Source organism: Mesorhizobium sp. C399B (assembly GCF_030323185.1).
GTDB lineage: Bacteria > Pseudomonadota > Alphaproteobacteria > Rhizobiales > Rhizobiaceae > Mesorhizobium.
On sequence record NZ_CP100472.1, the window covers coordinates 4,604,100 to 4,629,965 of the forward strand.

Here is a 25,866-nt window from a genome sequence, read left to right on the forward strand (position 1 = left end):
GGCAAAGTTGGGCCGCTTTATCGCCGTAGTCGATTCCCCACGGTGATCCCGAGCCTGAACAAGCCCGCCAAGCTCCCCATTTTGTCCTTGGCTTGGCGCTGACAGAAGTACCATCCATGACGCCAAAGTCGCGGCCCACACTCCAGGAGCAACGGACGGCCGGGACGAGCAATCCTGTACAGGAGTCATTGTACCAAGATGCTCCGGATGTCGCTGGCTGATCGGGCCCGCGCCACCCACGCATGCGCAAGATGCTCACCCACGCTGATACGAAACCGGTCTTTGCTTCAATTGAAACCGAAAAGCTGAACTTGAACATCACACAGTAACAAACCTCCCCGATAAGCGCGTGCCGGACAGGGCCAGAACCCGTCCGGCGGCTTGGAAAGGTAGGTGATAGGGAATGTTTATTGCAGCTTGGCCGCTGGCCATCGTCCTGATGACATCCATGTCACTCCCAGCCGAGCCCGCGCCACTTTCTCCGCGTGAGTTCCGCAGCCTGTCGCGCAAATGCGCCCCCTGGGTTGCGCCGTCCACCCTCGCCGCGATTGCCAAGATTGAAAGTGGCTTTGAAACGCTGGTGGCTCATGACAACACCACAGGTGAGCAGCTTCGCTGGATAAACCACCTGGAAGCCACGCGGGGCATCAAGGAACGCCTCGAAGCACAACATTCTGTCGATGTTGGATTGATGCAGATAAACAGCAAGAACTTTGCCATGCTCAATCTCACGCCGGAAAGGGCTTTCGAGCCCTGCGCCTCGCTTTCGGCTGCCGCCCACCTGCTTGAAAGCCGGTATGCCGGCGGCACCACTGCTGTGGCACAGCAACTGGCGCTTCGCCGTGCCATCTCGGCCTATAACACGGGCGACGTCACGCATGGCTTCGCCAACGGTTATGTACGCAAGGTCGAGTCGGCCGCAAAGGACATCTCAAGTCTCCTTGAGAGAACGCTGGAGCCGACTGCTCGAGATGTGCCGCACCTTGAGGCACCCGGTCGGAAAGCCGTGCCGCCTCTGCTCCAGCAGAGCCAACAGGCCAATAGAAAGAAGCAGCCCAACCAAGATTCTTGGGACATCTGGGGCTCGTATCAGCCAGACCGCTCCGGGGCCGATCCCTCCGATCCGACAGGCAGCCAGGCTGCGAAAGCACGGGAACCCTCGAACCCGAACAAACTCGTATTCGATTGAAACATGGAGATGCAATGATGACGCCACTCAAGATACTTCGTGCGCTTAAAACGCGTGTTCCTTCGCCTTTTTCCATGCTGCGCATGGCGGCTGAATATGTACCGGCCGCTGCTGCAGGCGCGGCGTGGACGGTCTTCTACAGCGGGCCAGCCGCGGCTCAGGTGACCGGAGGGACGGATCCTGCCAAGATGGTCCAGAATATCTGCACGTTCATACTTGGCCCCTTTGGACAATCACTGGCCGTGCTCGGGCTCGTAGCCATCGGTATCTCTTGGATGTTCGGTCGTGCTTCACTTGGCCTGGTTGCGGGTGTCGTTGGAGGGATCGTCATCATGTTCGGGGCCAGCTTCCTGGGCAAGGCGCTCATAGGCGGTGGCTGATGAGCGACCGGTTGGAAGTGAGCACCCTCTATGTGGCGGCGACGCGCCCCGCACTGTTTCTGGGGGTGCCGCTGACGCTGGCCGGATTGCTCATGATGTTGGCTGGGCTTGTTATCATTATCCTTCAGAACCCGCTCTACGAAATCGTTCTCGCGCCACTCTGGTTCGGAGCACGGCTGGTTGTTGAGCGTGACTATAACGCGGCAAGCGTCGTGCTGCTCTATTTGCAGACGGCCGGCAGAAGCGTGGACGGGCCGGTCTGGGGAGGCGCAAGCGTCAGCGCCAATCCGATCAGAGTGCCGAAACGCGGAAGAGGAATGGTGTAATGTTCGGCGCCAGCGGCCGGACCGAGAGGTCTGGCGAGATCTACCTTCCGTATGTTGGTCACGTAAGCGATCAGGTTGTCCTTCTGGAAGACGGATCGATCATGGCCATGGCACATGTGAACGGTGTGCCCTTTGATTTGGAAGACGCTGAGATGCGCAACTCGCGCTGCCGCGCGTTCAACACTCTCTTGCGCAACATCGCCGATGACAATGTCTCGATATACGCTCATCTTGTGAGACACAACGATGTGCCGGCGCCGGCGCCGCGCCGGTTTCAAAGTGCATTCGCTGGCAGTCTGAGCGAGGCCTACGAGCGTCGTGTGCTGTCGGGAAAGCTCTTTCGCAACGATCACTTCCTCACTTTGATCGTGTCCCCCCGCACCGCAATCGGCAAGATCGGCTTGCGGATTGCCAAGTCCCGCAGACGGAATGAGCACGATCTAGCCACCCAAATGCGGAGCCTGGAAGACCTCTGGCACATCATTGCTGGCGCACTCGGCGGTTACGGTCTGCGCCGGTTGGGTATTCGTGAGAAAGGCAACGTGCTCTTCACGGAAATCGGCGAGGCGCTTCGGCTCATGATGACTTGCCGGTTTCTTCCGGTTCCGATGGTTACCGGCTCACTTGGCGCCTCGATCTACACTGACCAGGTCATCTGCGGGAAGCGGGCGCTTGAGATTCGAAGGCCCGGGGATAGCTCCGTCGGATCATTGTTTTCGTTCCGTGAATATCCGGCGACGACGCGGCCGGGCATGCTAAATTCCTTGCTGTCCGCCAACTTCCCGCTTGTCCTGAGCCAGAGCTTTTCCTTCCTCACTCGCCCGCAAGCTCATGCCAAACTAAGCCTTAAGTCCAGCCAGATGACGAGTGCCGGCGACAAGGCTCTCACCCAGATCAATGAACTTGCCGAGGCAGAGGACGCACTGGCAAGCAACGAATTCGTGATGGGTTCGCATCATCTGAGCCTGTGCGTCTATGCCGACAGCCTCAATAGCCTTGCAGATCGCGCAGCAAGTGCCCGCGCGCGGCTGGCCGACGCGGGCGCCGTTATCGTCCAAGAGGGCATCGGCATGGAGGCCGCATATTGGTCCCAACTTCCGGGGAACAACAGGTGGCGCACGCGCCCGGGGGCGATCACCTCACACAATTTTGCCGGGCTCGTCTCATTTGAGAACTTCCCAAGCGGTTCCAGTTCCGGCCACTGGGGCAATGCTGTTGCGCGCTTTCGCACAAACGGTGGAACTTCTTTCGACTACATCCCCCATGAGAATGACGTCGGCATGACGGCAATATTCGGGCCCGTTGGCAAAGGCAAGACGACGCTGATGACCTTTGTCCTCGCGATGCTTGAGCAAAGCTTGGTCGATCGCAATGGTGCGATCGTCTTCTTCGACAAGGATCGGGGTGGTGAACTGCTGGTGCGAGCCACGGGAGGGACATATCTTGCGTTGCGCAGAGGCGCTCCGAGCGGCTTGGCCCCTCTGCGTGGACTGGACAACACCTCCGCCTCTCGGGACTTTCTGCGCGAGTGGTTGATGGCCCTGATCGAGAGTGACGGCCGTGGTCCGATCTCGCCGGAGGAAAGCCGTCGGCTGGAACGCGGCATTGTTCGTCAGCTTTCGTTCGAACCCCCTATGCGCTCACTTGCGGGCCTGCGCGAGTTCCTATTGCACAGCCCCTCCGAGGGCGCAGGAGCACGGCTGCAGCGGTGGTGTAGAGGGGGGGCGCTTGGATGGGCCTTTGACGGCGACGTGGACGAAGTAAGGCTGGATGCCTCCATTACGGGCTTCGACATGACGCAGCTCCTGGAATATGAGGAGGTCTGTGCACCGGCCGCCGCATACCTTCTGCATCGAGTGGGCGCTATCGTCGATGGTCGTCGGTTCGTGATGAGCTGCGACGAATTTCGATTCTATCTACTCAACCCCCAATTCTCGGCCGTTATCGACAAGTTCTTGCTCACGGTCCGCAAAAACAACGGCATGTTGATACTCGCAACGCAGCAGCCTGAACACGTTCTGGAATCGCCTCTCGGAGCTAGTCTCGTTGCGCAATGTATGACGAAAATTTTCTACCCATCACCGACGGCGGACCGCTCTGCGTATGTCGATGGCTTGAAGTGCACTGCGCAGGAGTTCGAGGCAATCCGCCAGGGAATGGCAATCGGCAGCCGCAAGTTTTTGCTCAAGCGCGATAGCGGGAGTATTGTTTGCGAATTCGATCTTGGGCAGATGCGCGAGTACGTAGCCGTACTCTCGGGGCGGGCCAACACAGTGCGCTTTGCCGACCAGCTTCGCAACCAGCACGGAGACGCCCCAAGTGGGTGGCTCGACAAGTTCATGGCCCGGTACCATGAAGTTCAAGACTGACGGAGGAATATTCATGAAACTTGCCAAACTTGCAGTAACGACCCTTGCTGCTTCCCTTCTGCTTCACGGACAGGCCCGGTCGCAATGGATCGTCACCGACCCTGTAACAGAAACACAATCGACCTTAACAGCGATTTCCAATGCGGCGATCCTTGAGAGGTCAATCGAGACGCTCGCTACGACGATCGAAATGGTGACAATGCTAACCTCGTCATTCGCTGTCACGGGAGTGCTAAGCTCACTGAACCAAGGAAATCATTACCCGTCGAGCAATAAGCTGGAGGAGCAGATGTTTGATGCTCGGGCGCCAGCTTCGATTATCGCCCGTAACATTGCGGAGGACCCAAATCGGATAGTCACGGGCGACGATTCAGAAGCGAAACTGTTAAAGGGACAAATCGCTGGGGCCGCCAATGCCGCAGCTATTGCAGCCGACACTTTGGGCATGATGGACAAGCGCCTTAAGGATAACGCCGGCACGCTTGGTCAGCTTTCCCGCTCGGGAAATATTATGCAGGCCACCGTGACCAACGGTCTGGTCCTCAAGCAGATTCACGATGCGATGATCCAAAATGCCCAGGCCACGAGTCTGCTGACTATGGCCACTGCACAAGGGAGCCTTCACGCCGCTGAGGAGGCCGCCACGCAGCGTCGCGAACATCGGGACACCGCTCGCATTTTTGACCTCCTCCCGTGAACGCTGAGTTCATCAGGCTCAGCTGCGCTGATCAGGGACACATCAGGCTCACGCCATGAATTTCAAAATTCCCGCGCCATTCACGACTATACACACGATCTTTCATGGGGCCTTCACGTCCGGGCTGCACAAAGTGCTTGAAAACGTCCAAGCGGCGGTCAGTGCGCCTCTGGTTGCGTGTGTCACGCTCTGGATAATAATCCAAGGCTGTCTGGTCATGCGTGGTCAAGTCGATGCGCGCGGGGGTATCTCGCGCGTAATCATGGTGTCGATTGTCGTCGCCCTTATCTTAGGGCAGGCCAACTATCAGCAGTACATTGAAGCGCTTTTCGACGAAACGATTCCGAGGTTGGCTCACGACATCAGTGGCAGCGACTTGCCCTTCATCGGAATCCCCCAGAAGCTCGATCTCATGTTTGCTTCAAGCCAGTATGTCTTTCAGCTGATTGCTTCCGAAATTGGGCCTATGAACGGCCAGGACATACTTGCTTTCGAGGGAGCGCAATGGATTTTCTACGGCGCGCTGTGGACAGCGTTCGAGATCTACGATGCCGTTGGAATTCTGACGAAGGTGCTCTTGACGATCGGCCCCCTGGTCCTTGTAGGCTACCTTTTTGATCACACTCGAGACATAGCCACCAGATGGATCGGCCAACTGCTCTCGTACGGGCTGCTGCTTCTCCTCCTCAACATCGTTGCAACGATAGTAATCGCTGCCGAAGCAGTCTCGCTGGCAGCCATGCTTTTGATGATCAAATTTTCGGGCACGACAGCAGCCAAGATCATCGGGCTTTACGAGCTCGACATGCTTTTCCTAGCTGGTGACGCTCTGATCGTCGCGCTTCCGACGATCGCCAGCAGCATCGCCGGCGGCTCTTGGGGAGGTGCGAACCGACCTCTTAACAGCCTCAATCGCCACTTTGCCAAAACGGCGGGTGGTTAATCAATCGACAAGCTCGGTGCCAAAAACATGAAATATTGCCTACTTCTGTCAATCCTCGCTTTGGCCGCCTGCAAGACGAGCCATGGGCTTGCGACGTGCGCGGGTGCCCCATTCCAACTGAACGTGGGACAATGGGAAACCACCCCTGAGGATCTTCAGGTCGAATGCGCGGAAGAGCCAAAGTGAAATTTCCTGAACATGCCCTTCTGGTGGAGAGAGAAACGCTAGCCGCCCACTATAAGAAGGTGGAAGCGTTTCAAACGTCACGAGCGAAGTCTGCGCGGCGCCTGTCAAAGGCCCTGATCGCCTTTGCCGCAGCGGCGGTCCTAGGAAATGTTGCCCAGGCATTTACCATCGCTGCCATGGTCCCGTTGGCCAAGCTCGTACCTGTGTTCCTCTGGGTCCGGCCGGATGGGACCGTCGACAGCGAAGTGTCAGTGTCTCGACTGCCGGCAACCCAAGACCGAGCCGTCATAAATGCTTCGCTGTGGGAATATGTACGCCTGCGCGAGGGGTACACAGCAGATACGGCCCAATACGCCTATGACCTCGTATCCAGTTTCAGCGCGCCGGCTGTGCGACAGCAATATCAAGATTTCTTCAACTATCCGAATCCCACCTCGCCGCAAGTCACGGTCGGCAAGCGCGGCAAGCTCGAGGTCGGGCATATTTCTTCAAACGACATCAGTCCGGACGTTCAACAGATCCGTTACAAACGTACGCTTGTTGTCGATGGGCAGATGCCGATAGTGACCACCTGGACAGCTACCATCCGCTACGAGCGCTTGACGGGTCTGCCTGGGCAATCGAGGCTCACCAATCCGGGAGGTCTACTCATCACTTCCTATCAAAGCTCGGAAGATAGCGTATCGAACCTGGGCTATGTGCAGCCATGACAAAAAGAGCGTTTCTCGCGCTGGTCTGTTCACTCTTCTTAACGATGGAAGCGTCCGCGGAAGACACACCACTTGCCGGCAAGCATGATGCGCGCATGCGCTACCTGGCTTACCGTCCTGACGAAGTGGTGCGCCTGTCTACCGCAGTGGGGGCAACGCTGGTTGTCACATTCGCGGCCAACGAGACAGTCGCAGCCGTGGCCGTTTCCAATAGCAAAGACCTGGCTGCGCTCCCGCGCGCCAACTATCTCTTTTTTAAGGCTAGCCGGATGCTCCCGCCGCAGCCGGTCATCGTGCTGGCCGAGAGTGAGTCCGGTACACGGAGATACGTCTTCAGTATTTCAACGAGAGCGATGCCAAAACTCGATGAGCAGCAACCTGACCTATACTACAGTGTGCAGTTCACCTATCCTGCTGATGAGGCTGCTGCTCGGAGAAAGGACGCAGAAAGGCGCTCGATTCTTGGTCAGGCCCGGGCGAAAGTGCTGCGCGACGAGAGAGTTCAGGATTTGTTGAATCGGCCCGCCGCAACTACCAGTCCGGACGAAAGCAATTTTCACTACGTCGCAAAGGGTGATCGATCGCTGTCGCCGCTGGAAGTTTTCGATAATGGCTTTACCACCGTATTTGGCTTCGCAAGCAATTCCCGCATACCCTCCCTCTACATTATCAATCCCGACGGCAAGGAAGCCGCTGCCAATTACACGGTCAAAGGGGACTATGTTGAAGTATCCGCAGTCGCCCGGGAATGGCGTCTGAGAGATGGCAATACGGTCTTGTCCATTTTCAACAGGGCTTATGACCCTGTGGGACGAGCGCCAGGGACCGGTACAGTGACACCCGACGTGTGGCGCGTTTTGAAAGGCTCGGCCGATGAATGAAACCGGCCCACAGTCGGGACATGATGTCCATGCCTCCGGATCGATGGTCTCGGAGCCGGCCCGCCGGCATGTTTCGGGATTGCAGAAGTTGGCCGTCGCTGCTCTTGTTCTCATCTCATCTCTATCACTCATCTGGCTCGGAGGTCGTACCAGCACACAAGACGAACCAACTCAGCCAAAACCTCCAATTGTCGCCGACGCCGAACCATTCCGCCCCGTGCCGATTGAGATTGCTCCCGAAGTTCCAGCAGCCGTACAGGCGGCGCAGGCAGGAGATCCTGCGCCATCCACGCCGACTTCAGCTGATCCGCCGCCGGAGGAAACACCAATTTTCGCCTACAGTGGCAGCAGTAAAATGCCCAACGACGGTCAGCGGAGCGAAGACAACCATAGGGATGCTCCCGTGACCTCGGATGAGATTTCAGACGCTGGCGATCTGTCGGCGCGATTGAAGCCAGATATACAGGAGCCAAGCCGGGCCACACTTTTGCCGCACCCTGATCTCGTGATTACTCAAGGAACGATCATCCCCTGCATTTTGCAAACGGCAGTCGACACAAATTTACCGGGTTATGTGAAGTGCGTCTTACCTAAAGACGTCCGCGGCGCCACCAACAACGTGGTGCTTTTGGATCGCGGGACGACCGTGATTGGCGAGATCCAGCGTGGTCTCCAACAGGGGGATGCGCGTGTCTTCGTGCTGTGGACGCGCATCGAAACGCCTGACCATGCCCTCGTTTCGCTAGCATCGCCGGGCGCTGACGAGCTCGGCCGCTCCGGAATGCCTGGCACGGTGGATAATCACTTCTGGCAGCGCTTTGGCGGAGCAATGCTCATGAGCGTCATTCAAGGCGCGTTTCAGGCCGCCGGTCAATACGCTGGCAGCTCAGGTGGAGGAAGCGGTATCAACAGCTTCCAGAGCAACGCCGGACAAGCCGTTGAGACGACCCTTAGAGCAACGATCAACGTTCCGCCAACTCTGAAGAAAAACCAGGGAGATGCTGTATCCATCTTTGTGGCTCGGGACCTCGATTTCTCAGATGTATACGATCTTAGAGCGACCGCCGTGGCGCCAGCCCCCCCCCAACATCGCCAACGCCGGAGAGACAACAATGCGACCGGAGGCTGACCCTCAATTGCGTTTGCTTCTCAACCCTGTTCTGAAATGGCTTGAGGAGCCAAGGACCGAAGAGGTCGCTATCAACCGGCCTGGGGAAGCCTTTGTCCGACAGGCCGGCGTTTTCACGAAACATCCGCTACCGCTATCTTATGACGATCTGGAGGACATCGCGATCCTCGCTGGAGCGCTGCGCAAGCAAGATGTCGGACCGCAAAGCCCCCTCTGTGCGACTGAGCTGCCGAACGGAGAGCGGCTGCAGATCTGTTTGCCGCCCGCTGTTCCCTCAGGAACAATAAGCCTGACCATACGGCGTCCCTCAAGTCGTGTGACCGAACTCAAGGAAGTTTCTTCTCGCTACGAATACTCGCGTTGGAATCAATGGCGGTCACGAAAGGAGCGCCAAGAGCGGCAGGACGAAACGATTCTTCAGCACTACGACCATGGTGACTTGGAGCAATTTTTGCGAGCGTGCGTTTGCGGGCGGCTTACGATGCTGCTTTGCGGACCTACTGGTAGCGGCAAAACGACAATGAGCAAGACTTTGATCAACGCTATACCCCCGCAAGAGAGGCTGATAAGTATCGAGGACACGCTCGAACTTGCAATCCCGCACGAGAATCATGTCCGGTTACTCTATCCGAAGGACCGAGCAGGCGTAGGTGCGGTGACAGCCGAGCAACTGTTGCAAGCCAGCTTGCGCATGCGCCCTGATCGAATATTGCTTGGCGAGATGCGCGATGATGCTGCTTGGGCCTACCTTAGCGAAGTCGTCTCCGGCCATGCGGGATCAATATCGACGATTCATGGGGCGGATCCGGTCCAAGGCTTTAAAAAGCTCTTTTCACTCGTCAAGAGCAGCCCGCAAGGAGCTGCTGTGGAAGACCACACGCTTCTTGACCTGCTGTCGGCTGCCATTGACGTCATTGTGCCGTTTCGTACCCACGGCGACGTGTATGAGGTGGGGGAGGTGTGGCTCGCCGCCGATGCCCGGCGACGCGGAGAGACAGTAGCCGATCTTCTTAACAAGCACTAAGGCTAGAGCACGTCGGGGATCGGTAAGTCGGTTTGTGATATGATGGCGCAACTTGTTCAGATTCAACGTCACTTTGATTTGACCGAGGTTGATAATGGGAGGACGACTGGGCGTAGCCTTCGGTCACAAGCCTGAACTCTTCGGCCGCCCTGTCGGCGCGGCAAGCTGCGGCACGATTCGACTGGGTGTATCGAGCGCGTCCGCTGAATTGCGCGGGCGACGCTCAGCGAGCTGGTGCCGATGCCTGCTCAAAAGCGGCATCGACACCCGGCAGGTCGTACCCTTGATTTACTTAGCCGCGCTCAATGAGCGTCTTCAAAGCCGCCGAACGTGGTTCGGAATGACCGGTTGGTAAATCGGGAAGTGCTATACAGGGAATCCTCCCGGTATTGCCTCTAGGGGGTCCTCTCAATGAACAAAGCCGCAACCTGCCCTTGCGACCTCAGCTGGAGTTTGCGACGCAACCCATATAGGAGGATCGATGCGCAGAGAAATCGCAGGCAGAGTCGGTGGCATTGTGGGCTGGCCGACCGACGGTTTCAGCCCGTCAACAGGTCTTCACGTGTTCCATCCCCGACTATTGCAGGCGTGCGGCTTGCATTCTCCCGCGATCACCCATCGGAAAGAGCGTTACGAACACTACGAAGAGTTGCGCGACTTCTGCTGTCGCCCCGGTCTTACAGCGGACGGTGACCTGTCCTACCTTGATAGGACGTGAAATGCGAACGCTGCTCATTGATCATCACGTGGATCTTACGCGCGCCGTGCGAGCTGCGCTCGGGGATAGCGGTTTTGCCGTTGATGTAGTTGGCAACCTGGAACAGGCGTCGAGGGCATTCTGTTGCGCAACCTATGAAATTCTCCTGCTGGAGTTGGCTCTGCCAGATGGCGATGGCTTGGGCTGGCTGAGACAGCTAAGGAGCGACGGGCATTCAGTTCCAACCCTCATTATGAGTAGCATCGACGATCTCGAGAAGCGAATTGCAATTTTCAACGGTGGCGCGGACGATTTTCTGCTCAAGCCCGTCTCTTTGGATGAGCTCATCGCCAGAATGAGAGCCATTCTGCGCCGGTCGACACAGGTGACCGAACCCATCGTTGTATTTGGCAATCTCAATTTCGATCCGATCGGCCGACAGGTTTCCGTCTCGGGTCATCCTCTGAAGATCGCACGCCGCGAACTATGTATTTTAGAGCATCTGCTTATCCGTGCAGGCCGCATCGTGCCTCGTGCGCAGTTGGAAGATCACCTCTATTCGTTCAACGACGAGGTATCTGCCAACGCGCTTGAAGTCGGAATCTATCGCTTACGTGGACACCTGAGTAGGTCAGGTGCAACGCCACGGATCACGACCGTGCGCGGCATTGGTTACCTTCTTGAATTGACTGAGGCGGCATCCGCATAGTTGGTCTAAATTGAAAGAACAGACTGCCTGCCCGTCGTCAGGTTGAGCTTGTGGCCATAATCGACATCGCGGCCGCCCTTGACGATGGTGTCGGCATGCGGTTCGAACAGCTCTGTCGCAAACCTTTTGGTAAGCGGAGCATGGCAAGAAACACTCCTCAGCTGTGGAGGAGCACGTGATGTTCAGCGGCCGCCATTTCGACCAGTCGGTGATCCTGCTGTGCGTGCGCTGGTACCTGGCCTACACTCTGAGCCTGCGCGATCTGGAAGAGATGATGGCCGAATGCGGCTTGAAGATCGCCCATTCCACCGTGCATCGCTGGGTCGCCCACTTCTCGCCGTAGCTGCTGGAGCGCTTCAACCGGCGCAAGCGTGTGGTCGGCAGCAAGTGGCATATGGACGAGACGTACATCAAGGTCCGCGGCCATGGATGTATCTCTACCGCGCCATCGACAGCCTCGGCGACACGGTCGAGTTGTTCTTCAGCGAAAAACGTGACCTGGTGGTGGCCAAACGCTTGCTCCGCAAAGCGCTGACGCGCCATGGCCCGCCGGAGCGCATCGTCATCGCCGGCAGCCAGACCAATTAAGAAGCGATCCTTTCCTGCGACGCTGAAAGCCGGCTGCGGCAGCGATCGCGGCGACCGCTGAAGCCGATCCGCATCCGCAATAGCCGGTATCTCAACGATCGGATCGAACAGGATCACCGGCGTATCAAGCGCCGCATTCGATCCATGCTCTGCTTCAAGTCGATGCGAGCGCCGTGGTTATCCTCTCCGGCATCGAGATGATCCACATGATGCGCAAGCGACAGGCGAGGTATGCCTACAATCCCAGTCTGTCGATCGCTGAGCAATTCGATATCCTCGCTGCCTGACGGACAGGCCGAAATGGCCGTTCACAACCCCATTTCCCGGTTTGCGACAGAACCTGCTGGAAACCTCTCAGGGATATTATGCATGCAGCACCCATAAGAGCAACGAGCTTGTCCAAGCGGGCAGTATCAGAGTTGATGGTACTCAGGTAAACGACCCAAAACCGACCTCAGCAAGCTTCGACGGACATCGGTATTGTCTTTCAGCAATACAATGCATTTCCTCATCTAACAGCTCGAAAATGTTGCGCTGGCACCCAGGATCGTAGGGTTGCCGAAGAAGGAGGCCGCCTCACTCGCGTTCAGTAGTTGGCTCACTTCCGCCTACACACCAAAGCAAATGCCTACCCGAGCCAGCTTTCCAGCGGGCAACAGCAGCGCCGGGCGCTTGCGCGTGCCTTGGCGATGCAGCCCAGGTAACTTGCTCCTCGACGAGACTGGTCGATGTAGCAGATGAGGAAGTTGTCTTCGGTCTTGTGGACGATCACCCGAAAAACTGCTCATGTGCAAAGCGCGTCTTCAAAGGGGAATGTACTGAGCAATTGGTGTCCGGTTTCCGTCACTAGGACTTGCTGCTCTAGCTTTACACCTTCAGCGCCGTCGGCCTCCCCAATGTAGCTTTCCAAGCAGATGGTCATCCCTGGCAAGAGCACTCCCTCCTGAACCGCCCGGCCCGAGTCACGATGGGAGATCACCGGCCATTCATCGCTGAGGCCGACGCCGTGCGCAATACTTGCATATCTTTGCGCGCTGTAACGCTGAGGAACCTTCCATGCCTTCTCACCAATCTCGCGAAATGCGGTGCCTGGGACTATCAGTCGCAGATTGTGATGTATTTGTTCCATTGCGAGGCTGTATAGGAGCCGTTGTTCTTCAGTGGGTTGTCCCGGCCCGCAGAAAAAAGTTCGTGAGACGTCACAACAGTAGCCGAAGGGGCCGATCATGTCCGTGTCGAAACTGACGAGGTCTCCAGGCCTAATGAGGCGGTCGCTTGCTTCCTGAAACCACGGATTGGTGCGCCCGCCCGAACTAAGGAGTCTTGTTTCGATCCATTCGCCGCCGAACTCGATATTAGCGTGATGCAGCAATGCCCAAAGCTGGTTTTCTGATATGCCTGGTTTGAGAGCCTCCCGCATTCGGGCCATACCAATCTCACAGGCGGACATCGCGATGGTCATGCACGTGATCTCTTCCGAAGACTTTATCGATCTTGCCTTCTCGCAAAGGGCCTGTCCGTCTGAGAGGGAAAGGCCCCGGGCTTCCAGCGCATTGGTGCCGAGCGGATCGAGGCGATCGACAGCCAGCCTTTTGTTTTCACCAGCAATGGTTCGAAATAGCTTCACTATTTCATCGGCCCATGCCCTGCAGTTGTCTTCTTGATGTTCTCCCGCGAAGAAATACGACCAAGCTTTCGCCGGGCGAATGTCTCCAATGACCTCGATCCCGCGTGCCATAGGGAGGCAATTCATGCTAGGGTATTCAAAGAGAGTAACGTCTCCTTCCGCTGGAACGAAGCAGTAACGACCTTGGTTGTGCAATAGCCACACGGCCATGTTGCGCGTTCCTGTGGCGTATCGGACATTGATGGGGTCATTTAGTAGGGCCGCGGCACAATCTGCCTTCTTGAGCTGACTCTGGAGACGGTCGAGTCGGTAACGGCGAAGTTTGGTGAGATCTACTTGCGTTCGGGTGTCTTCGAGCGCAATGCCAGGCGTTCGTTTCGCCAGAATGTAGGCAGAAGAGCTCTCATTGCGCCGCAAGAAGCTCAGAAGCGTCTCCTCGAGAATATCCGCTTCATTCGGCATAATGTATCTCCAGACGCTTGTTTGTAGCAAACTTGGCAGATAGTAGAAAAGCCACATGCGTTGTTTGGTGTTCGGAGTCTACTTGCCGCCTCAGGGATGCGTTGTTCCCGCCAGCAAAAAAACCGAGTTCGCCCCCCCGGCCGACGGCCACCGACGGCACCGATCACCGGGGTGTCGAGCATAGCGCGTCCTTGTCCTCAACCTCTTTGTACAACTTCTGTACGGACTGGGGATCATTGGTTGTCATGTCGACCCAGAAATGGCAGCACCAATATGACTCTGCTGCAAATTGGGATTCATTCGTGAGAGGCAATCCGTCGAAGTTCACGTGGATCGCTGGATCGTGCCGTCGCCTCTTTGGCGTTGTCTTGTTCACGGCCGATCCTGCGCGAAGAGTATAGTTATCGCTCTACTTTTATGACGCGAAACACAAAAGTCAAGATCGCTGCTGCGGAAAATCGTCCATCCCTCGCATCTTTTGATCAGGCGGTGCGAACAATTCGTCCCCATCCAGAGAAGTTACCGCTCTCGCCAAGCAGGCAGCGCTTGTCGGATGGTGGATACCTAAGACTTGCCGACGGCTGACTTGCTTTGGCTGTTCCCGGTGTCGGTGGACTGATCGGAAGCCGTTGCGAACAGATGCCTGACGACCTGAACAGCATGTGTGCATGCGTCCTTTGAGCCTAGACTTGTGGCAGCCGCGGTCGTGCCCTCGTGGAGCAGAAACAGTGAGGTAAGAAGTGATTGACGGTCGGCGGGAAGCCGGGACGCGATTTCAAGTCTTACTTCCTGCTTGTTCCTTTGAACCTCTCGCTGGATCGCGACGCTGTCCGGGTGCGATGCAACGGCCTGCACGAAGAGACACCCACGAACAGCGGTGTGCGCCATCCAATCTCCGACCCGATCAAAAAAATGAATGATTGCGCGCTCACCGGGTTCGGACGGCATGCCGTCGCGCAAGTGAGCCAAATACTCAAAATGGCGAAACGCTAATGCCCCCACGACCATGTCCTCCCTGGAAGGGAAGTGCTTGTACAGTGTCCGGATGCTGACATCCGCCGCCTTGCGAATTGCCTCGACTCCGGGCTCGGCAAAACCACGCTGAGAAAAAAGTTGATTTGCCGCCGAAGCGATCTTGACTTTCGTGTTTCGCATCATAATGGTAGAGCGATCACTCTACTTCCTCTGGTTCCTAACCTCTATCGCACAGGATCGGCCGTGAACAAAGCGTCAATCAAGGAAACCGCTTCGCATTCAATAGATTTTAACGAGCTACGACGCTATCGCCTATCCCGTATTCAGGCGCAGTTGCAGGAGAATGACTTCGGCGCTGCCTTGCTGTTCGAACCGCAGAACATCCGTTACGCGACGGACATCTCGAATGCCAATCTCATCTGGACCTTTTATACGCCTGTTCGGTACGCGTTCGTCCCTGCGACGGGCCTGCCGATACTGTTTGAATATGGGCTGGATACATGTCCCCTGTCCGCGGATGATTACGCGTTCGTCGGGGACATCCGACCGTCGATATCGCTTGCTACCTTTTACAGGTTGAATGCCAAAGACGAGTGGATCGGGAAATGGTGCGACCAGATGATGGGCCTGCTTGCCGAGTTGTGCGGCGGCAGCCAGCGGCTTGCGGTTGACAGTCTAGTACCTACCGCCTGTCTCGCATTAGCCAACCGAGGTATCCAAGTATTCGACGGAGACGGGCTTATGGCCCGCGCCCGCCTTATTAAGTGCGCCGACGAGATAAAGTGTCTCCAGGCGGCAGTAGACGTCGCCGATCTTGGTGCCCGCCGGATCCGCGAAAAAATTCGTCCAGGAGTTACTGAGCAGCAGTTGTGGTCGGTGCTGCATCAAACCAACATCGAACAGGGCGGCGAATGGATCGAGACGCAACTCCTGTCATCTGGGCAGCGCACCAATCCCTGGTATCAAACAGCAAGCGAGAAGGTGATCGAAGACGGGGATCTCGTTGTCTTCGATACCGACATGGTGGGCCCGTTCGGCTACGTAGGCGACATCTCTCGCGCCTACCTTTGCGGCGACCGGCCAAACGCGGATCAGCGGGAAGCTTATCGCGTCGCCTATGACACACTGCAGCATAACATCGAGGTTTTCCGGCCTGGCATCAGTTTTCGTGAATTGGCCGAACAGTGTTTTTTGATTCCCGAGCCGTATCGCGACCACCAGGAGGCGATCGGCCATGGTGCCGGTGTGCAGATCGAGTTCCCGCTCCTTTGTCAGCGAGACGAAATTGAGCGCATGCCCTATCCGGAGATGCTCCTGCAGCCGGGCATGGTCATTTGCGCAGAAGCCTACGCGGGAAAGGCAGGCGGAACTGTGGGGGTCAAGTTAGAGGAGCAACTTGTAATCACGTCGGATGGTTGTGAACTGCTCAGCAGGACTCCCTTCGATGAACGATGCTTAGCCTAAAGGTCGTCTATTCGACCGCAGCAAATCTGGTTTGAGAATGAACGGGAGGAGAATCGATCATGACTTTGTCTCGGAGTGGAAGTGACAATTTCCCTGAAAACATCGCCGCGCTCGGTCTAAGCGCTGGCATCGACCGACGAGAGTTCCTCGCGGTAGCAAGCACATTCGGTGCTTCTTTGGCTGGCGCATACGGTATGCTGGGGCTCGCGCTGCCCGCTCCGGCGCTGGCGCAAGAACCGAAGAAGGGAGGCGTTCTCCGGGTGGCAATGTCGATCAAGCCATCCAAGGACCCGGTAAGTTCCGACTGGTCCGAGATCAGCAATGTCCAGCGCCAAGTGATCGAACCTCTCGTCCAATACACGCGTGATTTTGTCTTCAAGCCGTATCTACTTGAGTCCTGGGAAGTGAATGACGATGCGACTGAGTATGTTCTACATGTACGCAAGGGCGTCAAATGGAACAACGGCGACGAATTCACGGTCGATGATGTAATATTTAATATTACGCGGTGGTGCGATAAATCAATAGAAGGCAATGCAATGGCCGGCAATATGGCTTCGCTCATTGATGGCAAGGCCGGAAAATTGCGCAACGGAGCGATTGAACGGCTGGACGAACACACGCTGCGTCTCAAGCTGGGCTCGCCTGATATCACCATCATTGCTGGTATGGCCGAGTACACGGCTCTTATCGTCCACAGAAGCTTCGACCAGACCGGAAGAGACTTCGTATCGAAGCCAATCGGTACTGGTCCCTTTGAGCTAGTGGAATGGAACGTCGGCGACCGTGCCGTTCTCAAGCGTCGAGAAGATGGCAGGTGGTGGAATGGCGATTCCTATCTGGATAGGATCGAGTTCATCGACTACGGCACGGACCTTTCTGCGGTCACGAGCGCGTTCGAAAGCGATGAAATCGACGCCAACTTCGATACCTCGCCCGACTTTGTATCAATTTTTGAGAAACTTGGACTGGTTACCTCGGAAGTGCTTACGGCCAGAACATTGGTGGCTCGCACCAACGTGTTACAAAAGCCCTATGACGATCAGCGCGTGCGAACCGCCTTGCAACACGCGGTCGACAACAATTCCGTACTTCAGCTTGGCTATAACAATGCCGGATCGGTAGCCGAAAACCATCATGTCTGCCCGATCCATCCCGAATATGCCAAGTTGCCCAAGGTCGCCCGCGACATGGAGAAGGCCAAGGCTCTGATGGCCGAAGCCGGGCAGGCGGATTTCGAGCACGACCTGATCACGGTCGACGAGGACTGGCACAAGAACACCGGCGATGCGATCGCCGCGCAGCTTCGCGAGGCTGGCATCAAAGTCAAGCGCACGGTTCTGCCAGGCTCGACCTTCTGGAACGACTGGACTAAATACCCTCTCTCTATGACGCTTTGGAACATGCGTCCGCTCGGCGTCCAGACGTTGGCCCTCGCCTACAGAACAGGGGAAGCGTGGAATGAGACCGCATGGTCGGATCCTGAGTTCGACCGAAAGCTCACGCAGGCGCTTTCGATTGCCGATGCGGGCCAGCGGCAATCGGTGATGAAGGATATTGAGAAAATACTGCAGGACTCCGGGATCATCATCCAACCTTACTGGTGCAAGGTCTACAGCCATGCCCGAGCCACGGTGAAAAACCATGGCCGGCATCCCACTGCCCAGCACGATTTCGGGAAGGTGTGGATTGATGCATGATATGAGTAGGGTCTCTCTCGAAATCGAGACGAACCTCGCCCAACGAGACGCTACTCGTTTGGCCCAACACGCGCTTACACCTGCGGACGAAAGAGCGATCCGCACTTACAGGCTCAAACGACTAAGGGGTATCCTTGATGCCGCGGATGTGGGTGCTGCGATCCTGTTCGATCCGATCAACGTTCGCTACGCAACCGGTAGCCGCAACATGCAGGTGTGGACAATGCACAACGCATGCCGGTACGCGTTTGTGTCCACATCAGGCCCCGTAGTATTGTTTGACTATAGTCGCTGCGAGCATCTTTCCGGGCACCTAGAAACGATCGACGAAATCCGCCCAGCCACGTCATGGGACTTCTTTGCGGCTGGCGAGAGGTCCGAAGAGCAAGCTGGCCGCTGGGCCGATGAAGTGGCCGCCCTCTTCACCCATCAGGCCGGGAAGCGTGGGCGTCTGGCAATCGACCGCATGGACATCCTTCCGTTTGAGGCACTCCAGCGGCTTGGCATCCCTGTCGTCGATGCCAAGCCCTATCTCGAACGCGCGCGGTCCATAAAATCGGGCGAAGAAATCAATGCAATCCGTGATGCCGTGGCAGCGGGCGAAGTGGCGATGGGGAACATGAGAAAATCCATGGCGCCGGGCAGGCGCGAGTCCGATATGCTCGCCGCGCTCTCGCGCGAGAATATCGCGCATGGCGGAGAGTACATGGAAACACGGCTCCTAACCTCAGGACCCCGCACCAATCCTTGGCTTCAAGAGACCTCGGATCGGGTCATGGAAGCCGGCGATTTCATGACGTTCGATACGGACCTGATCGGTCGGCATGGCATCTTCGTTGATATCTCGCGAGCATGGATTGTCGGAGATAACAAACCCACAAACGAGCAGCGCACCATCTATGGATTGGCGCGCGAGCAGCTTGAATACAATATGGCGCTGCTGAGGCCCGGCGTAAGCTTTCGCGAGTTCTCAGAAACTGCCTGGAAAATGCCCGAAATCTACGTCCCCAATCGCTATGCTGAACTGATCCATGGGGCCGGACTGGGTGTCGAATACCCAGTGGTCTACTATCTGCAAGATTGGGAGGCGGCCGGATATGAAGGCTTTTTTGAAGAGAACATGGTCGTGTGCGTCGAAAGTTACATAGGAGCTGTCGGAGGTCGCGAAGGCGTGAAGCTTGAACAGCAAGTCCTGATTACGAAGTCTGGTATCGAGCTGCTTTCGCACTACCCGTTCGAGGATGATCATTGGTAGGCTGCAAGGCGCTCAACCTCCTGAAGCCGCGCGACAAACTGACCGTCTTTTGCGAGAACCCTCTCAGTCCGAGTAGATCTTGCTTCAAAAAGGCGCCGAGGTACGGAACGCATTCGAGCACTCGCGTCGTAGTGCGACGTGGTGATCACATTTTGGCAGGGCCGCTTCGGTTTCGACAAGTGCCCAGAGAAATGGGCTGATAGGCGCCAGCATCTCGATCGATCCCAATGATCCTGCGTTCGTGCGCGGAGTTGAATCGAGAGATCGAAGCAACAGCAACGGTGATGCTGGATTCCTTATGAAGACGCACACTATGCGTGAGTGCCTTTGGCTGCGGGCTGGAAATCGCCGGCGTATGCGCAGTGCGAGCTAACGCCAAACTGAGGCACGAAAAGGGAGGATGCCGTGCAGAATTTCATCCTGCGCCGTTTCGGGGTCATGGCCCTGACAATGCTGTGCTTGACGGTGGCAGTATTTTACCTCGTCAACCTTGAGCCCAATCTGAAAAAGCTGGCGATCAGCCAGACCGAGATGCGCGCCAGCGCCGGGCATCTGGAAAGCTGGTTGGCGCGCAACGGCTACCGCGAACCGATCTTGGAGCGCTATGCGCAGTGGATCGGCATCTGGCCGAAGCGGCAGAACAACCATCCCGAAACGGGCGGGGTCGTGCCGCGCTTCTCCTTCTGCAAGGAAGCTGCCAAGCCAGCCTATTCGGGCGTCCTTCAGGGCGATTTCGGCTGCTCGACCAAGTTCCGCATGAAGGTCGCGGACAAGCTGTTTCCCGCGCTGAGCGCCACCGGGATCCTGATGCTCTGGGTGATGGCGACCATGGTGCCGGTGTCGCTGCTGATAGGCGTTCTGGCAGGAATGCGCGAGGGTTCGCGCGTGGATCGGGGCCTTTCCATCGTCTCGATAACGACCACCGCGACCCCGGAATATGTCTCCGGAATCATCTTTACCGTGGTGTTCGCCTCCTGGCTAGGTTGGCTTAACGGGTCGGCCGCGAGCACGGCGACCCAGGGGGTGACCTTCTACAATTTCGCGCTGCCGGTGATGACCATGGGGATCTACGGCACCGGCTACATTGCGCGCATGACGCGGGCCTCCATGGTCGAGGTGATGACGCAGCAGTATATTCGAACCGCGCGGCTGAAAGGGCTGAGCTTCGGCGGTGTGGTCATCAAGCATGCGTTGCGCAACGCGCTGATCGCGCCCTTTACGATCATCATGCTGCAGTTTCCGTGGCTGCTTACAGGCGTCGTCATCGTTGAGGTGATGTTCCGCTATCAGGGCTTCGGCTACACGCTCGTCGAGGCGGCGAGCAACAACGACATCGACCTCCTTCTTGCCTGCTCACTAGTATCGGTCTTCATAGTGCTGTTGACTCAACTGATCTCCGACATCGGCTATGCTTATCTCAATCCGCGCATCAGGATGCAGTAGGAGACGCCGGGGATGGGGATTGAATATACAGGCGGTTGCCAGGTCTTCGCAGGCGTCATCGCCCGCTTATGGCCGGTTTGGGCAGCGCTAGCCGTCGTGCTCGGCTTGAGCTTCACCTACAAGAAAAGGCTCGGCCTCTACGGCCAGCTGTTCGACAGCGGCGTCGGCATAGTCGGTGTCGGCATCTGCCTGTTCTGGCTGTTCACGGCAATCTTCGCCGCGACCGTCGCGCCCTTCGATCCGCTCGCCCAGGTGCCGATCATGAAGGATGCGCTGCCGGGCGCCGTCGAACCGAAATCGGGGCTGACCTATCTGTTCGGCGGCGACAAGCTGGCGCGCGACGTGTTTTCGCGCATGGTCTATGGCAGCCAGATCGTGCTGATCATCGCGCCTGCGGCAACCGGCTTCGCGCTGATGGTCGGCATCACGCTCGGCCTGCCCGCCGGCTACTACGGCGGCAAGATCGACACCGTGCTGTCGTTCCTGGCCAATCTCGTGCTGGCCTTCCCTGTGATCCTGCTGTTCTACCTTTTGGTGACGCCGGGCATCATGGACACGCCGATCCCTTATGGCATGGCCGGCGTCTTCTTCCTGTTCCCGATCATCTTCTTCAGCGTGCTGTTCTGGACCCGCTACAAAAACCGGCCCGACCGGCTCTACATCCTGCTCGGCATCACCCTGATCCTCGGCGGCTGGATCTATGCCGGCCTGGTCTTCGACGCCGATCCGCTGAAGATCGTGCATATCGACCCCAACCAGCTCAATATCTTCGTGGCGGTGGTGTTCGCGTCCAGCCCCGGCGTGTTCCGCATCGTGCGTGGCTTGGTGATGGACATCAAGACGCGTGACTATGTGGCGGCGGCGCAGACGCGCGGTGAATCGCCCTGGTACATCATGCTATGGGAGATCCTGCCCAATGCGCGCGGGCCACTGATCGTCGACGCCTGCCTGCGCATCGGCTACACCACGATCCTGCTCGGCACGCTCGGTTATTTCGGCCTTGGCCTGGCGCCGGAAAGTCCGGACTGGGGCACTGCGATCAAGGACGCCAGCCGCCTGCTGCGCTCCTTCATCCACCCGGCGTTGCCGCCGACGATCGCACTGATGTCGTTCGTGCTGGGCTTGAACCTGCTCGCCGACTCGCTGCGCGAACAATCGATGAAAGACTGATCTCGCGGGTTTCGACCCGATGCGCCTGATAGAAACAGGCCTGGAAGAACCAGGATTGGAGCGACCCATGAACGAGGCAGTTCGAAATCCCGCCACGCCAACCAATGGGCCGGCCAACGCGCCGATCATCGAGATCGAGAACCTGTCGATCTCCTTCTTCACCCGCAAGGGCGAGATCCCGGCGGTCATGGATTTTTCCTGCACCGTCATGCCCGGCGAGGCGATGGGCATCGTCGGCGAATCCGGCTGCGGCAAGTCGACCGTGTCGCTCGGCATCATGCGCGACCTCTCCAACATCGGGAAGATCGTCGGCGGCAAGATCAAGTTCCAGGGCAAGGACATGGGCGAGCTCTCCGACGAGGAGTTGCGCTCCATTCGCGGCAACAAGATCGCGATGATCTACCAGGAGCCGATGGCGAGCCTGAACCCGGCGATGAAGGTCGGCCAGCAATTGATGGAAGTGCCGCTGATCCACGACAAGGTGTCGAAGGAAGAGGCCCATAAACGCGCGCTTGACATGGTGCGCGCGGTCAAGCTGCCTGATCCCGAGCGCATGATGCGTTCCTATCCGCACCAGCTCTCGGGCGGCCAGCAGCAGCGCATCGTCATTGCCATGGCGCTGCTGTCGAAGCCGGCGCTGCTTCTGCTCGACGAGCCGACGACCGCGCTCGACGTGACGGTGGAGGCCGGCATCGTCCAACTAGTCAAGGGGCTGGGCGAGAAGTTCGGCACGTCGATGATCTTCGTGTCGCACAATCTGGGCCTCATCCTGGAGACCTGCGACCGCATTACGGTGATGTATTCGGGCGAAGCGGTCGAGACCGGCAAGATCAAGGACGTCTTCGACCGGATGCGCCATCCCTATACGCAGGGCCTGTTCCGCTCGATCCCGCTGCCCGGCGCCGACAAGAATTCGCGGCCGCTGATCTCCATCCCGGGGCAATTGCCGCTGCCGCATGAGCGGCCCAAGGGCTGCAATTTCGGCCCGCGCTGCCACCACTTCGTCGAAGGACTTTGCAACGCCGACGAGATCCCGATGATCCCGGTCGCCGACCATGACGGGCATTTCAGCCGCTGTGTGCGCTTCAACGAGATCGACTGGGCGGCTCTTCCGCCCGGTGCCGAAAAGAAGCACGAGCCGGTCAAGCCGGGTGCGACGGTGCTCAAGATCAAGGACCTCAGGAAATACTACCGCGTCGGCGGCAACGAGGTCTTTGGCGCCGGTCGCGAGGGCCGCGTCGTCAAGGCCAACGAGACGATCAGCTTCGAGGCGCGCGAATCCGAAACCGTCGCCATCGTCGGCGAAAGCGGTTGCGGAAAATCGACACTGGCCAAGGTTCTGCTCGGTCTCGAAACGGCGACTTCGGGCAAGGTGCTACTCGGCAACAAGGAAATCCAGTCGACCGGTATTGAGGACCGCGACGTCGCTACGGTTGCGTCGATCCAGATGGTGTTCCAGAACCCGTTCGATACGCTGAACCCGAGCCATTCGGTGGGGTCGCAGATCGTCAGAACGCTGGAAAAGTTTAAGATCGGCAAGACGGCCAGCGACCGCAAGCAGCGCATGCTGGAACTGCTCGACCTCGTCAAGCTGCCACGCGCTTTCGCCGAACGCATGCCGCGACAGCTCTCGGGCGGGCAGAAGCAGCGCATCGGCGTCGCGCGTGCCTTCGCCGGCCAGGCCAAGGTCGTCGTCGCCGACGAGCCGGTTTCGGCGCTCGACGTCTCCGTCCAGGCGGCGGTCACCGAACTTCTGATGGAGATCCAGCGCAAGTCGAACACGACGATGCTGTTCATCAGTCACGATCTCAGCGTGGTGCGCTACATCGCCGATCGCGTGGTGGTCATGTATCTCGGCCACATCGTCGAGCAGGGCACCACCGACCAGATTTTTTTCCCGCCGTACCATCCCTATACCGAGGCGTTGCTGTCGGCGATCCCGATTGCCGACACGAGCGTTGTCAAGAAGCACATCGTGCTCGAAGGCGACATTCCCTCGGCTATGGATCCCCCGAGCGGCTGCCCCTTCCAGACGCGCTGTCCGCGCAAGCATCTGGTTCCCAGAGATATCTGTGAGCGCGAGGTTCCGCCCATCCGAAAGCTGCCCGGTGGCCATGATATCAAATGCCACCTACCGGACGCGGTCTTCGCAGTGATGGAGCCGGTTATCAAACTCAATCCTAAGCCCGTCGATGACGCGGGGGTGAGAGAGGCGGGATCGGGATAGGATCAATTTGCGGTCGTGTTTGCGCCAGCTGCTGTGCGGCCGTGTCGACGTCTCTACAGCCCTCCACGCTGTTACGTCGGCAACTCTGGGCGCAACTTAAGCGCGGCGCGCCCTGCCGGGTGCCCCTCCCCACCGGCAGGGCACTACAACCAAACCCATGACCGAGACGAACTTCCGCGAAGCGAGAAGGAGTGAAATGAGACAGGACGTACCAACCGCACACCGCCTCCGATCCATGCTCCGCGTTCTTGCAATTAATGGGGTTCGAACTTGGTTTGATACAAACGTTGCGAACCACACCATCTTTCTTCGTTGAGGGCGAGGGGGTCATCCTTGATGTTGATACACACCAGCTTGAAATCCTAATTTGCCACGCCGGCCGACGGGCATGAAGATCGCGCACGTGCAGGTCGTCATCCGACTACTTCGAGTAGTGAATAGCTGACAACGATTGATGCAACTTAAGGAAGAGATGGCAAGCTCATTCGTTTGGCTGCCAAGCTATCTATCAAAACATTGACAGGGATATACTGTGCCAATTTCGAACCATGCCACCGAACTCCAGAGCGAATTGACCGAGTGGCGGCGCCACCTCCGCCAGAACCCGGAGATCCTCGCGGTGGAAAATACTGCAGCCTTCGTCGAAAGGAAGCTCAAGGGTTTCGGCGTCGACGACATCGTGACTGGTCACGGACGAACCGGCGTCATTCGGGTCAGTCTCGGCCCCGGCCACACCATCGGACTCAGGGCCGATATCGACGCCCTGCGATCCCCGAGACGAGCGGCAAGCCCTGGACCTCGACTACACCCGGCAAGATGCATGCCTGCGGGCCATGGCCACTCGGCCATGCTACTCGGCGCGGCGCAATACCTTCGGAAACGCGCAAATTCGCAGGCAGCCTCGCCCTCATCTTTTAGCCAGCTGAGGAACGCGGCGGGGGCGGCAACGAGATGTTGAAGGACGGCACAATGGAGCGCTTCGTTCATAGAGGAGGTCTATGGCATGCATACATGCCGGGCATGCCTGTCGGCCAGTTCGGCAGCCGCGTTGGCCCAATCATGACATCCGCCGACGAATTTACCATTACGATCAAGGGCCGCGGTGGCCAAGCGGTTTAACCCGCACAAGACAATTGACTCGATCGCGATCGGCGACCAGATCGTTAACGCCCCGCAGACGATCGCCGAGCGAATGGTCGACCCTCTGGCCTCGGTGGTCGTCTCTGTGACGAAGTTCAATGCCGGTTTTGCGCATAACGTCATCCCTGAACTGCCGGTCCTCGCCGGAACGCTGCGAGCGCTGACCCAAGGGGTGCGCGATACTGGCGAGCAGCGGGTTCGCCGGATCGCCGAGAGCATCGCCGGCGCTGATGGCGCGAGTCGACGTATGGTATGGCCGCAACCATCCCGTTACGCTCAACCATCCTGTGGAAACCGGTCAAGGGCCCGCCGCCGCGGCAAAGGTCGCCTTGGACGGCAAGGTCAATGTTGCGATCGATCCGATCATGGGCAGCGAGGACTTTTCCTACATGCTGCTTGCTCGTCCGGGCGCCCTCAATTTCATCGGCGACGGCGATACTGCCGGCTGCACAATCCGACCTATGATTTCAACGAGAGGCGATCCCACACGGGATCTCCTACTGCGTCAAGCTTGCTGAAACGCTGCTGGCGTCTGAGAGAACCGGCGACGCACGCCGACGTCAGGAGCGAAGGTT

General features: G+C 57.8%; 21 protein-coding genes and 2 pseudogenes. 21 read left to right on the top strand and 2 right to left on the bottom strand.

Annotation, left to right across the window (positions count from 1 at the left end):
- The first annotated feature begins 403 nt into the window (after window positions 1-403).
- The 14 genes and pseudogenes from NLY36_RS21890 (at window position 404) to NLY36_RS21955 (ending at window position 12,532) form a co-directional block, all read left to right on the top strand.
- The gene (locus NLY36_RS21890; protein ID WP_023737136.1) at window positions 404-1,189 is read left to right on the top strand and encodes a type IV secretion system lytic transglycosylase VirB1; all 786 of its coding nucleotides are present in this window, start codon (window positions 404-406) and stop codon (window positions 1,187-1,189) included.
- Window positions 1,190-1,263: 74 nt separating this feature from the next.
- A complete protein-coding gene (virB2, locus tag NLY36_RS21895; RefSeq protein ID WP_023673707.1) occupies window positions 1,264-1,569 on the top strand; it encodes a pilin major subunit VirB2 in 306 nt (101 codons plus the stop codon).
- Entirely contained in the window at window positions 1,569-1,895 is a 327-nt protein-coding gene (locus tag NLY36_RS21900; RefSeq protein WP_023679584.1) for a type IV secretion system protein VirB3, read from the top strand. The genes virB2 and NLY36_RS21900 overlap by 1 nt, the downstream gene beginning before the upstream one ends.
- Window positions 1,895-4,264 (top strand): type IV secretion/conjugal transfer ATPase VirB4, encoded by a 2,370-nt coding sequence (virB4, locus tag NLY36_RS21905; RefSeq protein WP_023737137.1) that lies wholly within the window; start codon window positions 1,895-1,897, stop codon window positions 4,262-4,264. The genes NLY36_RS21900 and virB4 overlap by 1 nt, the downstream gene beginning before the upstream one ends.
- A 13-nt stretch (window positions 4,265-4,277) precedes the next feature.
- Window positions 4,278-4,961 (top strand): TrbJ/VirB5 family protein, encoded by a 684-nt coding sequence (locus NLY36_RS21910; RefSeq protein ID WP_023737138.1) that lies wholly within the window; start codon window positions 4,278-4,280, stop codon window positions 4,959-4,961.
- A gap of 55 nt (window positions 4,962-5,016) precedes the next feature.
- Entirely contained in the window at window positions 5,017-5,904 is an 888-nt protein-coding gene (locus tag NLY36_RS21915) for a type IV secretion system protein (protein WP_023737139.1), read from the top strand.
- Window positions 5,905-5,931: 27 nt separating this feature from the next.
- A complete protein-coding gene (locus NLY36_RS21920) occupies window positions 5,932-6,090 on the top strand; it encodes a type IV secretion system lipoprotein VirB7 (protein ID WP_081731114.1) in 159 nt (52 codons plus the stop codon).
- Window positions 6,087-6,800: a type IV secretion system protein VirB8 gene (locus NLY36_RS21925; RefSeq protein WP_031214019.1), complete on the top strand. Its 714-nt coding sequence runs from the start codon at window positions 6,087-6,089 to the stop codon at window positions 6,798-6,800. Before NLY36_RS21920 ends, NLY36_RS21925 begins: the two co-directional genes overlap by 4 nt.
- Complete coding sequence (locus NLY36_RS21930; RefSeq protein WP_023737141.1) at window positions 6,797-7,681, top strand: TrbG/VirB9 family P-type conjugative transfer protein; 885 nt, start codon at window positions 6,797-6,799, stop codon at window positions 7,679-7,681. The genes NLY36_RS21925 and NLY36_RS21930 overlap by 4 nt, the downstream gene beginning before the upstream one ends.
- Window positions 7,674-8,810 (top strand): type IV secretion system protein VirB10, encoded by a 1,137-nt coding sequence (gene virB10, locus NLY36_RS21935; protein WP_031249470.1) that lies wholly within the window; start codon window positions 7,674-7,676, stop codon window positions 8,808-8,810. The genes NLY36_RS21930 and virB10 overlap by 8 nt, the downstream gene beginning before the upstream one ends.
- Window positions 8,794-9,834, top strand: coding sequence for a P-type DNA transfer ATPase VirB11 (gene virB11 / locus NLY36_RS21940; RefSeq protein ID WP_023737143.1), 1,041 nt, complete (start codon window positions 8,794-8,796; stop codon window positions 9,832-9,834). The genes virB10 and virB11 overlap by 17 nt, the downstream gene beginning before the upstream one ends.
- 719 nt (window positions 9,835-10,553) lie before the next feature.
- Window positions 10,554-11,240 (top strand): response regulator, encoded by a 687-nt coding sequence (locus NLY36_RS21945; protein ID WP_023737144.1) that lies wholly within the window; start codon window positions 10,554-10,556, stop codon window positions 11,238-11,240.
- A gap of 178 nt (window positions 11,241-11,418) precedes the next feature.
- Window positions 11,419-12,115 (top strand): annotated as a pseudogene (locus tag NLY36_RS21950) (IS6 family transposase).
- Between the two features lie 306 nt (window positions 12,116-12,421).
- Entirely contained in the window at window positions 12,422-12,532 is a 111-nt protein-coding gene (locus tag NLY36_RS21955; RefSeq protein ID WP_280814131.1) for an ATP-binding cassette domain-containing protein, read from the top strand.
- An 80-nt stretch (window positions 12,533-12,612) separates the two neighbouring features.
- Here the strand turns inward: NLY36_RS21955 and NLY36_RS21960 are convergent, their stop codons facing one another.
- Together NLY36_RS21960 and NLY36_RS21965 are read right to left on the bottom strand one after the other, a co-directional pair.
- Window positions 12,613-13,917: a M24 family metallopeptidase gene (locus NLY36_RS21960; protein ID WP_023737148.1), complete on the bottom strand. Its 1,305-nt coding sequence runs from the start codon at window positions 13,915-13,917 to the stop codon at window positions 12,613-12,615.
- A gap of 564 nt (window positions 13,918-14,481) precedes the next feature.
- The gene (locus NLY36_RS21965) at window positions 14,482-15,075 is read right to left on the bottom strand and encodes a TetR/AcrR family transcriptional regulator (protein WP_023724247.1); all 594 of its coding nucleotides are present in this window, start codon (window positions 15,073-15,075) and stop codon (window positions 14,482-14,484) included.
- 60 nt (window positions 15,076-15,135) lie between these two features.
- Here NLY36_RS21965 and NLY36_RS21970 point away from each other — a divergent pair, with 60 nt between their 5' ends.
- The 7 genes and pseudogenes from NLY36_RS21970 to NLY36_RS22000 form a co-directional block, all read left to right on the top strand.
- Window positions 15,136-16,356 carry a M24 family metallopeptidase gene (locus NLY36_RS21970; protein WP_050591565.1) on the top strand — a complete coding sequence of 407 codons (1,221 nt, stop codon included), beginning with the start codon at window positions 15,136-15,138 and terminating at the stop codon, window positions 16,354-16,356.
- Between the two features lie 59 nt (window positions 16,357-16,415).
- On the top strand, window positions 16,416-18,056 hold the full coding sequence (locus tag NLY36_RS21975) for an ABC transporter substrate-binding protein (protein ID WP_023737150.1): 1,641 nt from the start codon (window positions 16,416-16,418) through the stop codon (window positions 18,054-18,056).
- On the top strand, window positions 18,049-19,311 hold the full coding sequence (locus NLY36_RS21980; RefSeq protein ID WP_023737151.1) for a M24 family metallopeptidase: 1,263 nt from the start codon (window positions 18,049-18,051) through the stop codon (window positions 19,309-19,311). The genes NLY36_RS21975 and NLY36_RS21980 overlap by 8 nt, the downstream gene beginning before the upstream one ends.
- A gap of 405 nt (window positions 19,312-19,716) precedes the next feature.
- Window positions 19,717-20,754: an ABC transporter permease gene (locus NLY36_RS21985; RefSeq protein ID WP_023737152.1), complete on the top strand. Its 1,038-nt coding sequence runs from the start codon at window positions 19,717-19,719 to the stop codon at window positions 20,752-20,754.
- Window positions 20,755-20,766: 12 nt separating this feature from the next.
- Entirely contained in the window at window positions 20,767-21,924 is a 1,158-nt protein-coding gene (locus NLY36_RS21990) for an ABC transporter permease (RefSeq protein WP_023737153.1), read from the top strand.
- A gap of 67 nt (window positions 21,925-21,991) precedes the next feature.
- Window positions 21,992-24,151 (top strand): dipeptide ABC transporter ATP-binding protein, encoded by a 2,160-nt coding sequence (locus tag NLY36_RS21995; RefSeq protein WP_023737154.1) that lies wholly within the window; start codon window positions 21,992-21,994, stop codon window positions 24,149-24,151.
- A 532-nt stretch (window positions 24,152-24,683) separates the two neighbouring features.
- Window positions 24,684-25,825 (top strand): annotated as a pseudogene (locus NLY36_RS22000) (amidohydrolase); the annotation flags it as partial.
- Window positions 25,826-25,866: the final 41 nt, after the last annotated feature.